The sequence below is a fragment of the Streptomyces cyaneofuscatus genome, assembly GCF_033109485.1.
Lineage (GTDB): Bacteria > Actinomycetota > Actinomycetes > Streptomycetales > Streptomycetaceae > Streptomyces > Streptomyces cyaneofuscatus.
Window position 1 is genome coordinate 67,219 of the sequence record NZ_CP137002.1, and the last position, 14,893, is coordinate 82,111.

Consider the following 14,893-nt stretch of genomic DNA (forward strand, 5'->3'; position numbering starts at 1 on the left):
CTCATCGATAAGTTCCTCTTCAGCCGCTGAGCGACCGGTGGTCGGGGAATCGCCCGTCACGGGCACCGGACGGCGTGACGCCCTCAGTGAACGCCGTGCGGGCGAAGGTCTCCAGGACGGGTGACAGTTCCAGGAGTCGTTCCGGCAACGTGTACTGGTCGAAGATCCCGGGGCCGATGTTGGCCAGAGCGATCTGCCCCAGTCTCCGGTCGAGCACCTCGACCGGGGCCACGGCATGGTCGCCGAGGAGCCTGCGGAGTTCGGCGCCCGCCAGCCATGCGGTGATCCACAGGCTGATGACGATGTCGGGCCGCAGATCAGGATGGGCGCGGTGCAGGTCCGCCGACCGGCGTGCCGCCGTGCGTTGCAGTGCGGGCACATCCACGTCTCGCCGCCGCAGCGTCTCGAGGAGACCGCGCTGCGACCAGCCCGAGACGCTGCCGGGGTCCCGTTCCAGGTAGTACGGCCTTCCGTACGAGCGTGAGAAGCAGGGCAGCAGGTCCACCCGGGCGTCCACCACCGGCGCGGTGTCGCTGTAGGCTGCGCTGGAGTAGCAGGCGGCCAGCCGCAACCCCATCGGGGTATTTCCGGTGAGACTTACCTCGGTCGCGTGCTGGACCAGATTGGGAACGGTCACGTATTCGGGGACCCCGAGCCGGCGCAGCACGCCGGCGATCATGACGTCGTCCTGCGGAACCTCCGGTCTCGCCCTCGCCAGTTCACGGGCCGCCTCCGCCGGCAGAACGAGTCCGATACAGGGCGTGTACGGGTCGCACACCTCGGCGAAGGACTGTCCGAGCCAGGCCGCGAGGTGGACGGCGGACGACGTGGCCGAAGCCCATTCCGTGTAGAGGCTGATCGCGGCGGCCGGCCGCTCACCGACCCTACGCAGTACACGTTCCCGCAGGTCCGCGACGGGGACGGCATCGTCCTGAAGGACCAGGTGGTGGGTGGCCTCGGGGGCCACTGCCCCCCATGCGAGCACCGCGGTCCTCGCCGAACAGGAGCCGGGGCCGTAGGGGTCGGGATCCTCGACGACCTGGAGGCTCAACTCCGGAATGCTGTCCCTGAGTGCGAGGGCTCTCGCCCTGCGGGCGGGGTGGGTCATGATCGCCGCGGAGAGTCCGATGGGGGAAGTCATGGCGTCGTACCCGCCTCGGACAGGTCCTCGTCGCGCATGCGCAGCAGGTCGGAGTACCGGCCGGGCGTGGTACGGAGTTCGCCATGAGTGCCGTTCTCCGCGACGATCCCTTCCGCGAGAACCACCACCCGGTCGGTGTCCTTGACTCCGGACAGCCGGTGGCTGATGACGACCGTGGTCCGGTTGCCCCGCAGTTCCTCCAGTGCTGCCTGCACCGTTCGTGCGGTGGCCCAGTCCAGAGCGCTCGTCACCTCGTCGAGCACGACGACGGGGGCGTCCGACAGCAGTGCGCGGGCCAGCCCGAGCCGCTGGCGTTCGCCGCCGGAGAGCTGGTAGCCCCTTTCGCCGACCGAGGTGTCCAGTCCCTCGGGGAAGGAGGAGACGAGATCGTCGAGAGCCAGTCGGGACAGCACCTCACGCAGTTCGGCCTCGGTGGCACCAGGGCGGGCGAGGAGGAGGTTGTCCCGGAAGGAGGCGTTGAAGATCCCGGGCTCCTGGGGTACCAGCAGGACCGTCTCGGACGGCTTGTCATCGCCGCCGGACACCCGGACCGTACCGGCGCCGGGCTCCAGCAGTCCCGCTACGAGGTAGCCCAGGGTGCTCTTTCCGGAGCCGGTCGAACCCACGATCATGGTGGTGGAACCGGCGGGGAAGTCCAGGTCGATCCCGCGCAGTGTGCTCCCGCCGCTCTCCGGATAGCGGTAGGAGACCCCGCGCAGCGTGATGCCGACCGCGGGTACCCGGGTCCCGGTGTGCGGGGTCCGCGGCGCGGGCAGGGCCGCCGTCGGCCCGAGGTCGATGTACTCGAAGATCCGGTCGAAGTGCGCCAGTGACCGCCGCACGGACGTGCTCAGGCCGAGCAGCGCCTGTATCGGCTGCGCGAGCTGGAGTTGCAGCACGACCAGCACGATCGCGGTGCCGATCGACAGGCTGGTGAAGCCGCCGCCCGCCATCCAGTAGACCACCGGCGGGATCACCGCGAAGGAGACGCCGATGATCGACTCCGCGCTGGTCGCCATGGAACGCTCACGGATCGTCAGGTCGGCGATGGCCGACGACGACGCCCGGAACCGGTCCCGCTGGCCGTCCCAGCAGCGCAGCGTACGTCCCATGAGGACACCGGGCAGGGAGAGGTGCTCGCCGGTCAGGCGCATCATCTCCGATGTGTGCTCCTGTGCCTCGACAGCCAGGAGCCGTTGCCGTTCGGCGTAGCGCTGGTTCATGATGACCAGCCCCAGTGTGAGACCGATCGCCACCAGGGCGACGGGCCAGCTGAGGATGAACATGGCGGTCCCGATGGTGATCACCATGGTCAGTGACCCGAGCGCGCGCTGGGCGGTGAAGGTGATCACGTCGGAGATGCCGCCGATGTCGCTGGCCAGCCGTGTCTGCACCTCTGCCCCCGACCGGCCGGCGTGGAAGGTGATCGGCATCGACTGCACCCGCTCGTACACATCCACCCGCAGGTCGTGGACCACCCCGAGTCCGATCGAGTTCGTCAACCGGCTCTGCAGGTAGAAGAAGCCGCTCTGGGCGATCCCCACGCCGAGCATGCCCAGGCACATCCACATCAGCAGCTCCCGGTCGCGCTGGGGCACCGCCTCGTCGACGATGACGCGGAGGAACAGCGGTCCGCTGATCCCGAGTGCCGTGGACAGCACGACGGTCAGCAGGGACAGCGCGAAGCCGGCCTTGTGCGCGGCGAATCGCCGTAGTACGCGCCGGCCGAGAGCGCGTATCTGTATCCGTTCGGTGTCACTCACGGTCCGGACTCCTGCGGGGCTTCGGCGGGATGCCCGAGCACCAGGGTGAAAAGGTGCCTCGCCGGTGTACCGGTGTACCGGCGCACGATGCGGGTCACCTCGGGTGAGGAACGGCCGTACACGCTGCCGCCGAGCCCCGCCGCGACCGCCGACAGCCAGGCGTTGTAGCCGAACGCCGACGCCCGCAGGAGCGCCCGCCCGTAGTCCGAGCCGGTGTCGTCGGACCCGGTGTCGGGGTCGGTGTCGATGTCGTCGGTGATCTGCGCGCAGATCAGGATCGTTACCGGGGCCGGGGCGTAACGCGTGGCGAGCAGGGCCGGTTCGGGGCTGTCGCCGCGGTCGGTGAACTCCCCCGCCGTGGACCGCCGCGAGATGTACTGGCGCAGCCGCGCTCCCGAGGTACCTGTCACGCCGCTGACGAGCCATGCCTGCGGGGTGGTCGCGGCCGTACCGTGCGGCCACATCTGCCGGTCGGTCGACGTGGCCAGATCCAGAAGGGTGGCGAGGTCGGTGTCGGGCACCGGGTCCTGCCGGAACCGGCGGACCGATCGACGGGCTGTCAGCACATCGTGGAGCGGCACGCTCCGAGAGATCCGGGAGGCCGGGGAGGTCCGGGAGGTGTCCTGGGCCGACGGCCCGCCCGGAGGGGTGCGCTCGTCGGGGCGGTCGGCGGGGGCGAGGGCACGCTTCGCCAGCGACCACAGGTCGGTCTCATTGATCAGAGGCATCGCGCGCTCCGCGGGGTCCACAGGCCGGCCACGGCCATGACCTGTTCGTCTTCCTTGAGTTCCAGCAACGTCGGCAGCGTCGGCTGCCAGCGGTCGTTCAGAGTGAGGCGTGCTCCTCTGTCGGTGGCCACCGCGTGCAGTTGCGCGAGGGCGCACCCGGCGTCGAGGTGCCCCAGCCGGATCCCGAAGGTGCTGTACTTGAGCTTCAGTCTCCAGAGCGCGCCGACGACGACCAGAACGACGTCCGGAGTCTCCGTGATCCCGGTCGCGTCGAGCATGGACCGCCATAGGCCGGGGCCGTGGGTCCGGCGGGTGACGAGGAGCCGGTGGGCGATGTCGTCGTACTTCAGGAGGGTGTGCGCGGGCAGCCCGGAGACCGTGTCCGCGCACATCAGATACAGCTCGACCGACGCGAGGCCTCCCCCGGACGCGGTCCACCTGCGAGGTCCGCCGTCCCCGCGCCGTCCCGCCACCATCGCCGCCAGGTCGGCGACGAATGCCGCGTCGGCGGTCCCCACCGTCCCGGTCGGGCCCGCCTCGGACACGGTCGGCACCTCGTCACCGGTCGGGGCGGCGGACGCGGTCGCCGGTGGCGGAGGCAGTGGTATCACCGGTGCGGTGGGGAACGACTCGCGTTCCTTGCCCAGCGCCGTCAGGCGCTTCTCCCGGCCGGCGGTGACCGGAGGCTGAGGCCGGTCGGCGAGCGGTTGCGCGGCGACGACGTCCTCGTACGCCTCCAGTACGGTTGCACGCTCTCCCGAGCGGCGGGACGTCGTCGCGCACGATGCGCAGTCGGCCTCGGCTGAGACCGCGTACCGCACCGCGGTGGAGTCCGGCAGGGTCCAGCGGACGAGAGCCTGACTGGTGCGCATGCTGTCGACGTCGGCCAGGTAGGCCAGCGCTTCGCCCACCACGAGTCCGGCGGCGACCGTCCCCGTGGCGGTGTCGGCCGGGGCCGGCTGTTCGCTTCCGAACTCCGCGAGGTAGCCGCTGGTGAAGCAGCGTCGGCACAGCGTCGCCCGCGGATGCACCAGCGGACCGAGGTCGACCTGCCCCTGGTGCGCCGCGTAGTGCAGTACCGCGATGTCGCGGGCCGCGCAGTCGTCGGTGAAGCTGTCCGTGCCGTCATCGTGGCGGGGCGGGCCGTACAGCACCACGAGGCTGCCCGCCGCTTCCCGCAGGCTGTCGAGCACCTCATTGCCGACTCCGGCCGGCGTGGACGCGCTGTGGACTGTTCCGACGCCGCTCCTCGCCAGGTCGGCGCGGACGGCTTCCGTGTGCCCCGGTGGGGCGACGATCAGCACCGCGCATCGCGACAGGCGTTCCAGTACCTCGGAGGCGTCGCGGAACGTGGCCGAGGAACCAGCGGTCTGTTCCAGGTAGTCGACGACCCCTGCCGCCAGCGGCTTCGGCGATGAGACCTCCCCGGAGAGGACGAGGCCCTGCTTCACCAGCAGTGCCACGGCCTGGGCCACCGCCTCGTACGGAAGGTCCGTCGCTTCGGCGAGGTCGCCGACCGTACGGCGTCCGTCCATCGCCGACGCGATCGGCAGCAGGAGCCGGAGGGCGTCCCCACCGCCGATCCTCTTGCGGATCTGTCCGGCCGAGAAGACGACCTGGCCGTCGGCGGCGGAGACCGCCACCCCACCGCGCAACCGGGGCCGGAGGCCGCCTGCGGGGAAACTATCGGTGCTCGTCATGAGTGACGCCTCCCACGGTACGGAACAGGTGATCGAGCTGTCGCGACATGAGCGTGCGTTGGGTCTCGTCGCCGCAGTGCGGGCAGCCGTGGCAGCCGATCACCTGGTCCGAGCGGACCGCCGCCGTGCGGAGATCGACGGTGACCACCCGCCCGCGAACCTGCTCGGCCAGCGACAGGCTCAGCAGCCCCGCGGCGATGCGCGCCTGATGCGGCAGGACCCCGGCCGCCGCCTCGACGCCGAGTCCTTCCTCCGCCGACGCGGGGGCCGATGAGTGCGAACAGTCCGGTGCGTGGGCGTGTCCGTGGTTGTGTTCGTGCGTGTGCTCGTGCCCGGGTACGGGTTTCCGGAGGGGAGCCGGCTTGTCGGCGTGCTGGTCCTCACGCGCATAGAAGCAGTCCAGGCATGGGCCGGCCGCAGGATCGAAGTACGGTCCCACTCGGATGACGGGGTGATCGAACTCCACCAAGAGCCACGGCTTTCCCGCCTCGGAGGCCACCTGCCGGAATCGGCGTGCCAACCGCCGGGCTGGACGGTCCAGTACCAGCACGGCTGCATCGGCATCGACGAGCATGTCGCAGGTAATCTCCGGACCGACCTGGGTGACGGCCAGGCCCGAGATCTCCGGCAGCAGTTCGGACGCCCGGGCGCCGAAAGCCCCGGTACCGAGGACGGACAGACGGGTCAGGCGAACGGCTGCGGACACGGGTTCAACTCCTCGACAGGCAGTACGCGATATCCCATCGCCGCGGGGGCGGAGTAGAGCCGGGGATGTGCGTGATACTGGGCGAGCGGCACGAGGGACATGGGCTGGAGGTCCGGGATGACCACGGTCGCAGAGTGCAGTCCGACCGAGGCGAGTTCCGTCGTCGTCCGGTCCACGGCGATCACCGCCATGTCCAGCTCGGCAAACCTCCGGACAGCGCGGGTCAGCCCCTCAGTGGCATCGGCGGCGTACCGGCCGCGATCCTGGAACGAGGGCCGGTCGGGGTGGTCATCGGTGAGGAATGCGAAGTGCGGGGCGTTCTCCGGCTTGCCCATGTACTTCGCGCCGTCCGAGATATCGGTGTAGTCGGCGAAGGACTCGGGCTCCTCCCACTCCACATGCAGCGAATCACGGAAGCAGGTGACTTCCAGCAACGCCTTGTACGCGGCATCCTGAATGGTGAGCCCGGTACCGCACCCGACCATGGTGCGTATCGTCTGGTCATGCGGTGCGGTCTGCATGCAGTACACCGTGGGTACACCGATGTCACTGGTGGCATCCAGCAGCACGGTATCGAGGAAGCGATCGTGCGCCCACTCGACCACGGTGAGTTCCCGCTCGTCCAGCACGTCGAAAGGAATGTGCGGCAGCGGCAGCTTCTGTAGCCACAGAACGGCGATCATGTCCCGCTCGACGACCTCGCTCAGGCCGCCGAAGACAGCACTCGCGGGATCGGTGTGCACGGCGCAGCCCGTCGAGATGCTCGCCACGAAGCGCTCGGCCGGGAGACGGCGCCCCGACCGGTAGGCCGCCATGGAGAGCGGCAGCCAGGTGGGGTCTCCGTCCCGGAGATCCACCCCCCGCACCCACCTGATCGGCGCGGCCGGATCGAAGGGGACGAGCGGGCACCGCGGATGCGCGTACTCCGCGTCGGACAGACGCGGAACCCGCGACCAGTCGAGCACCCTGCCATCGAGATCGTGCGCGGCGGCGGTCACTACGCCCTCCGTGCCGAACTGCGCCCCCGAGTAGCGCTCGCATCCCTCGGCGATGGCGAGCAGGCGTGCCCTGTCCTTGTCTCCCAGCGCATGCCCTCCGGCCACAACCCGGTCGTCCGGGCGTGCCTCGAAGCCCGGGAAGCCGCTGCCGAGATCGACCCCGTAGGAGCTCAGCTCCGGCAGACCTCGATAGCGGGACGGGGAGAGGTCGAAGGCGTCCCCGACGACGCCGTAGCGCGAGAGAAGCGGATCAAGCTGTTTCATGTTCACGTCATTCAGGTCAGGCAAGGAACACCGTGGCTCCTTGTCCGGGTGGCACCCGCCGACGGGTACCACCGCCGGCGGGCGATTCGCTACCTACCGCCTCGACCGGCGGGGTCGGCCGGGGACGGCACTAGCAGCACGCGCTGCCACACGTGGCGCACTTCCAGCCGCCGCTCATGCAGTTCAGGCCACAGCCGACACAGCCGGCACAGTTACAGCCGTTACCACCGCAGTCCGTGAGGATGCGCGAGGGGTCCGCCGGGCCCGCGATCAGATCGCGTACGAGGTCCTCCCAGGACTCATCGGCATCGCCGACGACGAGGTCGACCGCTCCTCCTGGCGTGGGATCGGTATCAAGCATCTGCTTTTCCCTTCTCTCGCGAATACACGTCATCTCCCGCGCGAGATTCGGCCGATCTGCGCGCCGGAGTCAGGCTCAACCTAGGGTCGCTGATCACTTTTCAAGCTCAAGAAAACGTGAAGGAAAATTGAGGTGACAAACGGCTGGCGCCTCAACACCCGCGCCGTCGAATAATCATGACGGACCATCAGATGATCACCTCGGGACATCGCAACTGTTTGCCCAGATGGGGGACGAGAGCGGGTGCCGAGCGGCTCGAGAACGAGACGAACCACGGAGCGTGCCAGGGTTCACGTCGACTCCGGCCTCGGGGAACATCGGTACAGGGGTTTGCGCTGAGAACGATCATGGTCAAGTAGCACACAGGCTGGTGGCTCCGCCGGCGCTCACGCAAAGAGCGCCTGGCGGGAGCAGCCCGAACGGGCGCGGTCGGAGTCAAGGAGGTCGAGCCCACGCTGACCCGTGACAACCTGGGCCGCCTTGGCATCAATCGCCTCAGCTCCATGAGCGTGCACGCCACGCTTCCTGCTCGCGGGAGGGGACTTGGACGGGAATTGAGCGTTGACGGGGGCACGCGTCAGGCCGCCACCGCGATCCGCCAGGAAACCGGAGTCCACGCTTCCTGGGCCATGACGTCCGCAGTTCTGGAAGGCCGTGCACTTCCGGTGGCGACCTGCCGGGCCGGGTGGAGTCGGTGCCGCCGGGGTCCTGGGCCTGACCACCAGCGGGTGCAGGACGTCTGCGGAGGGGCCTTGGGCTTCAGCGGCCCGCTGGTCCCCTGCCCAAGGCGTGGTGGTGGACGAGGACGGCCTTCGCGATGTCGGTGATCCGGTTGGTGCTGCAGCGGAGCTTCCGGAGCAAGGCGCCAGCCCTTCAGGACTGCCATCGCTTGCTCGCCGACGCACCGGATCTTGGCGTGGCTGCTGTTGTGACGTCGTTTCCACCGCTTGTCTGCGTTCCCGGAAGGGGACCCGGATGTGCGGGCTGGCGCCTTGGTACGCCTTGTCCGCACAGCATTTCCTTCCCGCGGCGGCGAGCGCGACGACGATCCCGTGGCTTCGGGCGGCCGTCAGGTCATGGGTGGAGCCCGGCAGGGCGGCCGAGGCTCAGAGCAGCCGACCGAACGGGTCGGTGAGGTCCTGCACATTCACGCGGTGACGTTTGTGCTTGCCGGAGTAGTAGGGGGGTCCGCGGCGATCCGGCCGATCGGCAGTCCCTGGCGATAAGCTCCGCGTCGCCGGCCATCTTCGGCTCTCACACCCACCGGACGAGCCTTTGTGGCTGGCCGTCACCACCCTCGCCGTACTGGAGACTGTATCCCTCCTCACCGAGCCGTCCCCCGATCCCACGGCCGTGCTGGGGGGATGCGGGCCGTACCTCTGCTACGCCGACACCACGGTGGATGTGTTTACCGAGGCTGGCAAGGCACCGCAGTCAGCCCCGCCGAGATCGACGAGGTCTTCGACAACGCGATCAGCGGCATCAAGAACACCGGCGGCCGCCGCCCAGGCACGGCGCTGGCGGTGCACACCGGTACGGGGCCGCAGCAGGACTGGCCGCTTGCCGACATTGCCCTGCCGCTCCCGGGAACAGGGTGGGACCTCTTGAGAACGGTGGACACGTGGCACAGGGTGGAGATCTGGGTGCTGGCAAGCAGCCCTCTGGAGCCGATGCGCACCGGGCTTACGCGCTCTTTCTGCGCGCACAAGCCGACGAGGCGGGCATGGGGGCACGTGAGGTCTCGGATCGGTTTGTCCGCGCAGCACAGGAGGAGATGAACGGGAAGGGTCCTGGCGAGGGCACTCTGGAAGTACCGATCAGCTCGATGAAGTTCTCGAAGTCGCATATTGATCGGCTTTTCAGGGCGCAGGCCTTGCCTGCGCCACCGTGGCCTTTCACCCGCCGGTTCCTATTGATCACCAACCGTGCCGCTGGCCTGTCGGCCGAGCAGCACCATGAACGCCTGGCAGAGGCAAAGCGACTGCTTAAGTTGCTTGGGGAAAGGGGCCGTCTTCGGCAAGTAGATCACCCTGCCGGGCAGGCCGGAAGAGGTTTAGGCGGTGAGGGCGGGGACATGGTCGCCACCCTGCGCCTGGAGGTGGATCTTGAGCGTGCCCGGCATACCGAGACGCGTCTGCGTTACGCCCTACGTGATGCCCAGTTCTTGATGACCACCTTGTGGTCCATCATCAGCGCCTTGCGGGACATCATCTCCAGTCATGATGTGCTTCATGCCAACATGCACCACGGCGACGCCACTTCCGGCGAACTGGCCCGGGTACATAACGAGACACAGCAGGCGTTGGTGCACAAGCGAGTCGCGCACGAGGAGGCCGACCGAACGGTGGGGCGTGTTCGCTCCTTGGAGGCCTGTGGGAACAGGCTCGGGCCGATGTCCACCGGTTGCCGCTGCATCCCGATGCGCACGACCTGAAGTTCTCTGCGGCCTCGGACCCCGCGCCCCCACCGTTGGTAGCACCCCAGGATCTACTCGCTCAACCTGCCCTCAACGATATTGCTGCAGCGCTGAACAGGGCCCGGACGCTGAATGCCCAAGAAGAACTCGCGGCAGCTGAATTGGCGTGCCCTCACACCCGCCGAGCCTCTCCAAGGCGAGGACGAAATGGCCATTCTCGTGGCAGCTACTGAACTTGAATGGGTGATGTCGGGTTCGGTTGAGGTGCCATCTCCCGCCCGTCCTGATCTTTCAGCGGCGGATCGGTTGCAGGCGCTCGATGCGGTCGGGGTCGCCGGTGAGCAAATCGCGGTGACTGATGGTGAAGTCTCCGTTGGGCAGAGTCTGTCCGCTGCCGTAGTGCCGGCCGACGACGGCGGTGGGGAGGAAGGCGCGCAGGCGGTGGCGCATGTCCCCGGGGTACACGACGGGTGCGCCCCAGTCGGAGGGGGCTTGGTCGGTGGAGAACAGGACCCAGTGGTCCACGGGCACGGTGGCGTCGAGGTCCGGCGCCTTACCGGTGTGGCTGTCCAGGGCCGGCACGGTCAGCCGGTCGGGGTCGAGGGGCGGATACCACAGCAGCAAGGGCTTGGCGCGTTGCGCGTCGGCGTTGTCGAAGCAGCACACGGCGATGGTGTGGTCGGGGAAGTGGTCGGCGTAGAAGTGCAGCAGATCCGGGTCAAGATCGGGGCGCCGGTGCGGCGGCACCTGCCACAGCGCGGCGGGGACCGCGGTGGGGTCGTCTGCCAAGAGCACCGTGTAGACGTCGTGGTCGAAGACCTGGACGGGCTGCGGTTCCGCGCTCATCCACGCGATGCCGTCGGCTGTGGCAGCGACGTGTTCCACGGCGGCGACCATGCGGTGCAGGATGTCACCAGCGCGCCCGGCCGAGAGGAAGTGCCGGGGTGTGAGCTGCCTGGTGGGCAGGTGCAGCAGCATGGCGTTCGGGCCGTCCGCCAGGTTGACGGCCGTGTTTTGGTAGCCCAGGACGTGGACGAGACCGTGCACGCTGTGGTGCTGGCGCCCGCAGTACACGACCGTGCCAGAGAATGCGGCCTCACCTGTAGAGATACACATGGCGGCAAGGTACCGCCCCTGTCCGGCGGGCGCCTTGGGGGTCTGGCCTGGTGAGGATCGCTATCGCTATTGGACGCCCCCCCCACGCGGAGCCTGGATGCCCGGGCGGCCGGGTGGTGCTGCTCTGCAGATCGGGGCGGAATCGTCAAGCGGGGGGGTTGTTTCACCTGGAAGTTCGGAGCCACCGTGGGCTACGTAGTCCACGATTGGGCGCGTCCCGGCAACGTGAGCAAGAAAAACAAGTACTGCAAGCGCAAGTAGGTCAGTCGGTGACCATCCGGCACTGACTCGACGGGTGCTGGTGGTGTCCACGACGCCACCAGCACCCGACCCGACCAACCTCACCCGCGCCTTCACCACTCTCCTCCGCAAGGCCGGCCTCCGCCGCATCCGCTTCCACGACCTCCGCCACTCCACCGCCACCCTGCTCCTGGAACAGGGCGTCGAACTCGTCGTCATCAAGGAACTCCTCGGCCACGCCCACATCGGCGTCACCGCCACCGTCTACGCCCACGTCCGACTCCGCCTCCAGCGAGACGCCATCGACACTCTCAGTACCGCGCTCGGCGGCCGGGAGACCACCAAGACGGGCAACTCCGACGGCGACGAGCCGCCCCCCTGCACCGCCCTCGTCCGCTGACGTTGCCGTCAGCTACTGCCGTCACCCCACGCAGAAGCCCCGCCAGAACACATCTGGCGGGGCTTCCTATTCACTGACGCTATGGGAACTCCTTGGAACTCAACAGCGCCCGGAGCTCCGACTACCCCAGCATTTGATCTTCGTCAAACCCGAGCTCGTCCTCGACCCCGAGTTCGACAGCCGCATGCCATCGGACAACGTCGGGCCACGACGGGTTCGTCATCCGGCGAAGGCATTCAAGGGCCTCCGGCGTGTTGATCTCCCCCAGGGAAGAGATGACCTTCTGGCACAGCCAGTACGCCGGAGCGTCCTCGTCTACCGAACGTTCCGCCACCCTGGACAGGCAGGCGACCGCGTTCGTTTCCCGGATCTCGCCGAGGATCTCTACGAGATCCTCTTTGTTGAACCCCACTGCATCCGAATCAAGGATCTCCTGAAGAACTCCGCCGAGGCCCGGCGCCCCCAAGGGGGCGGCCAGGTTGGCGAACTTGTCGACCCTTGTCCAGTTTCCCGCGTGAGCGGCTTCCCGGATCCAGGAGGCGATGAGCTGAGTGACCTCGGGACGCCCGGCCGCGATGAACCTGGCATCCCGCCCCGTGCCGTCGGCGAGTGCTTCAACCAGATCAGCCTGAGATCTTTCCGCTCCGGGGAACGTCACCAGTCCTCCACTCTTCCGAATCCGACAATTCGCGAATTGAACACTCCGACCGATCCGGGTCTGAGGCCGTACGTGTCGAAGCCACGCTCCGACTTCAGGTGCACAGCATTTACGTCCTGACCGATTTCACCCGGACTTTTACCGGCCGCGATCAATGCGTCGCGGGCACCCGGAGACGTCTCGAAGCAAACCAGAACCGTGTACTTGTCGGCATTCCTGCCTCCCCTGCGGTGGGTCTGATACCGAAGACCTTCGAGATACTCGCGGTCCTGCGTAATGAAATTCTCGGTACCTCGGACAGTGATCTCGCCGTTGGTTCCCAGTTGGCTAAATTCTTTCTCGCTCATCACACGATAGAAAACTTCGTTGCAGTTGTGAACGAGTACCGGCGTGGCCCCCGCCAGCACATAGTACGTGTGCGTGCTGAGGTGCTGTCATCTGCGTTCTAGCAGGTCAGCGGAATTCGGCCAGTCCGTGGGTGTGCGTGGAAGTGCCCTGCTGTACGCCCCTGTTGCCGTCGGCGTTGCCGTCAGACGGCCACGTACGTGAGGGCGGTGGAGTGGGCCCTGGCCGGTGTCCTGTTCGGGTTGGGGTCGGGCATGGTCAGGGGGCCGTACGCTGGCCGGCAACTCGGGCAGGCTTTGATCCTGCCCGGAATTTGAACGAGAGGCCCCCTGGCCTTACCCGACGCGGGCCCCGAATCGAACAGGTGGGTAAAGCCCAAGGAGCCGACCCGACCCCACCCGCGAGCTGCGCACCAGCCGGCTCCCCGACGCCGCCCCACCGTCGGCCTGGCGTTCGACGTGCTGGCGCGTCCGGCCTTCTCCGCGCTTCCGGCACAACGCTGCGCTGTCTCTGCGCGGCCTGGTCGCTGGCCGGCCCGCAGTGGCGGAGGCGAGAGCGGGCCGGGCGGGCGGCCGTGCCGCGCGCGACCCGCGCCAGCGGGTCGCCTTGAACACGCCGTCCGCGAAGACGAGCTGCCCCGGAACGTCGCCCGCAACATCAAGACCACCACGCACCAGCCCAGACGCTTCCGTCCGCTCACCGCAGTAGAGGCCCGTCAGTTCCTCGACGCGGCCCGCGCCGATCGACTCCACGGGCTGTACGAACTCGCCCTCCGCACTGGCCTCCGCACTGGCCTCCGCAAGGGCGAACTCCTCGGCCTCCACTGGGAAGACCTCGACCTCAACGCCGGAACGGCCAGCGTCCGGCGCTCGCTCCAGCGCACCCGAACCGGCGGCCTCACCCGCCTCCCCACCAAGACCCGGGCGTCCGAACGACGCATCGCCCTCCCGACCGAATGCATCCACTCCCTCAAGAAGCACCAGGAACAGCAGAACAGGGAGAGGCCGGGGTGAGATGGAAGGACAGCGGCCTCGTCTTCACCACCCCGACCGGCAGACCGCTCGACCCAGCAAACTTCACCCGCCGCTTCCGCAGCTTCCTCAACCGGGCCGGACTCCGCCGCATCCGCTTCCACGACCTCCGCCACTCGACCGCCACCCTGCTCCTGGAGCAAGGCGTGGACCTCGTCGTCATCAAGGAACTCCTCGGCCACGCCCACATCGGCGTCACCGCCGGCGTCTATGCCCACGTCCGACTCCGCCTCCAACGCCAAGCCATCGACACCCTCAGCAGCGCGCTCAGCCCCACCGGCGACGACCCCGACGACCCACCCGACACAGCCGTCGTCCGCTGAAGTTGCCGTCACCGTTGCCGTCAACGACCCGAGGGTCCCCTCCGCGCAGAAGCGTGGAGGGGACCCTCACATTTGCCAGGCTACCGAATTCTCCATGATCAGATGACGTGACGAAGTCACGGCTCGTGCCTTCATGACCCTTCATTCAGTTGATTCAGATAGCCACCTTGAAGGCATTACCAAAGACCTTCCTGGATGGATTCATCCTCATGCGCAGCTCGCCTAGCCCTCTGCGGCCCTTGCTTTTTACCTTCGGCGCCTGGAGCGGAGAGGGGAACCCCTGCATTACTTTCTCTGTCAAGCACTGCTTTCAGCCTTCGGAGCATTGCAAGCCATTCAGCGCCTTCCTCCTCCACGCTCCAGTCGTCCCGCAAGTCATTACTTGTGGCGAGTAGGCGAGAAATCGCTTCGAGCGCCAGGGGTGCCAGTTCTTTCGGGATCTGCGGAATCTTCGTATTCGGCCCCCACGTCGCAGATTGAAATTCATCGCCGCCCTCAACCCCTCGGACTGTCAACGCAGCGGCAGCGATTGCCAGCTCTGCTCTACCACCATCGATATGCGGGCTGCCGTCGCCCGCCACCGAGGCGAGGGCAGCTCGGATCGTCTGAATCCGCCTAGACAGCGGAGTGGCATCCAAATCGCCAGCAAAGTCCGCGGCGCCATCGTTATCGAATGGCCCGTATCCCCATTTCCCCATATCGC

At 67.8% G+C, this 14,893-nt stretch carries 11 protein-coding genes and 3 pseudogenes; 3 read left to right on the plus strand and 11 right to left on the minus strand.

What is annotated here, in order from left to right:
- Positions 1–19: 19 nt before the first annotated feature.
- The 7 genes and pseudogenes from R2B67_RS00350 to R2B67_RS00380 form a co-directional block, all read right to left on the minus strand.
- Positions 20–1,141, minus strand: coding sequence for a hypothetical protein (locus tag R2B67_RS00350; RefSeq protein ID WP_317815811.1), 1,122 nt, complete (start codon positions 1,139–1,141; stop codon positions 20–22).
- A complete protein-coding gene (locus tag R2B67_RS00355; protein WP_317815812.1) occupies positions 1,138–2,904 on the minus strand; it encodes an ABC transporter ATP-binding protein in 1,767 nt (588 codons plus the stop codon). The genes R2B67_RS00350 and R2B67_RS00355 overlap by 4 nt, the downstream gene beginning before the upstream one ends.
- Complete coding sequence (locus R2B67_RS00360) at positions 2,901–3,632, minus strand: nitroreductase family protein (protein ID WP_317815813.1); 732 nt, start codon at positions 3,630–3,632, stop codon at positions 2,901–2,903. The genes R2B67_RS00355 and R2B67_RS00360 overlap by 4 nt, the downstream gene beginning before the upstream one ends.
- Positions 3,623–5,332 carry a hypothetical protein gene (locus tag R2B67_RS00365; protein ID WP_317815814.1) on the minus strand — a complete coding sequence of 570 codons (1,710 nt, stop codon included), beginning with the start codon at positions 5,330–5,332 and terminating at the stop codon, positions 3,623–3,625. The genes R2B67_RS00360 and R2B67_RS00365 overlap by 10 nt, the downstream gene beginning before the upstream one ends.
- On the minus strand, positions 5,316–6,038 hold the full coding sequence (locus R2B67_RS00370; protein ID WP_317815815.1) for a TOMM precursor leader peptide-binding protein: 723 nt from the start codon (positions 6,036–6,038) through the stop codon (positions 5,316–5,318). The genes R2B67_RS00365 and R2B67_RS00370 overlap by 17 nt, the downstream gene beginning before the upstream one ends.
- Positions 6,017–7,324 carry a SagD/YcaO family ATP-dependent cyclodehydratase gene (locus tag R2B67_RS00375; RefSeq protein WP_317815816.1) on the minus strand — a complete coding sequence of 436 codons (1,308 nt, stop codon included), beginning with the start codon at positions 7,322–7,324 and terminating at the stop codon, positions 6,017–6,019. Before R2B67_RS00375 ends, R2B67_RS00370 begins: the two co-directional genes overlap by 22 nt.
- Before the next feature lie 1,096 nt (positions 7,325–8,420).
- A pseudogene (locus R2B67_RS00380) lies at positions 8,421–8,874 on the minus strand (transposase family protein); the annotation flags it as partial.
- A 408-nt stretch (positions 8,875–9,282) separates the two neighbouring features.
- Here R2B67_RS00380 and R2B67_RS00385 point away from each other — a divergent pair.
- The gene (locus R2B67_RS00385) at positions 9,283–10,095 is read left to right on the plus strand and encodes a hypothetical protein (RefSeq protein ID WP_317815817.1); all 813 of its coding nucleotides are present in this window, start codon (positions 9,283–9,285) and stop codon (positions 10,093–10,095) included.
- A gap of 273 nt (positions 10,096–10,368) precedes the next feature.
- Here R2B67_RS00385 and R2B67_RS00390 read toward each other — a convergent pair whose 3' ends face one another.
- Positions 10,369–11,124 carry a hypothetical protein gene (locus R2B67_RS00390; protein ID WP_317815818.1) on the minus strand — a complete coding sequence of 252 codons (756 nt, stop codon included), beginning with the start codon at positions 11,122–11,124 and terminating at the stop codon, positions 10,369–10,371.
- A 391-nt stretch (positions 11,125–11,515) separates the two neighbouring features.
- Between R2B67_RS00390 and R2B67_RS00395 the strand changes: the two are divergent.
- A pseudogene (locus tag R2B67_RS00395) lies at positions 11,516–11,833 on the plus strand (tyrosine-type recombinase/integrase); the annotation flags it as partial.
- Positions 11,834–11,954: 121 nt separating this feature from the next.
- Here the strand turns inward: R2B67_RS00395 and R2B67_RS00400 are convergent.
- Both R2B67_RS00400 and R2B67_RS00405 read right to left on the minus strand, forming a co-directional pair.
- Entirely contained in the window at positions 11,955–12,491 is a 537-nt protein-coding gene (locus R2B67_RS00400; RefSeq protein WP_317815819.1) for a HEAT repeat domain-containing protein, read from the minus strand.
- Positions 12,488–12,838, minus strand: a complete 351-nt coding sequence (locus tag R2B67_RS00405; protein ID WP_317815820.1) for a hypothetical protein — start codon at positions 12,836–12,838, stop codon at positions 12,488–12,490. The genes R2B67_RS00400 and R2B67_RS00405 overlap by 4 nt, the downstream gene beginning before the upstream one ends.
- Positions 12,839–13,441: 603 nt before the next feature.
- Here R2B67_RS00405 and R2B67_RS00410 point away from each other — a divergent pair.
- Positions 13,442–14,190 (plus strand): annotated as a pseudogene (locus R2B67_RS00410) (tyrosine-type recombinase/integrase); the annotation flags it as partial.
- A gap of 176 nt (positions 14,191–14,366) precedes the next feature.
- On the opposite strand, the gene R2B67_RS35935 reads toward R2B67_RS00410, so the two are convergent.
- Positions 14,367–14,888, minus strand: a complete 522-nt coding sequence (locus R2B67_RS35935) for a DUF4259 domain-containing protein (RefSeq protein ID WP_398867761.1) — start codon at positions 14,886–14,888, stop codon at positions 14,367–14,369.
- Positions 14,889–14,893: the final 5 nt, after the last annotated feature.

Coding starts and splice junctions, on each gene's coding strand:
- R2B67_RS00350 (WP_317815811.1), bottom strand. CDS start 1,141: ATGACTTCCCCCATCGGACTCTCCGCGGCGATCATGACCCACCCCGCC.
- R2B67_RS00360 (WP_317815813.1), bottom strand. CDS start 3,632: ATGCCTCTGATCAATGAGACCGACCTGTGGTCGCTGGCGAAGCGTGCC.
- R2B67_RS00365 (WP_317815814.1), bottom strand. CDS start 5,332: ATGACGAGCACCGATAGTTTCCCCGCAGGCGGCCTCCGGCCCCGGTTG.
- R2B67_RS00405 (WP_317815820.1), bottom strand. CDS start 12,838: ATGAGCGAGAAAGAATTTAGCCAACTGGGAACCAACGGCGAGATCACT.
- R2B67_RS35935 (WP_398867761.1), bottom strand. CDS start 14,888: ATGGGGAAATGGGGATACGGGCCATTCGATAACGATGGCGCCGCGGAC.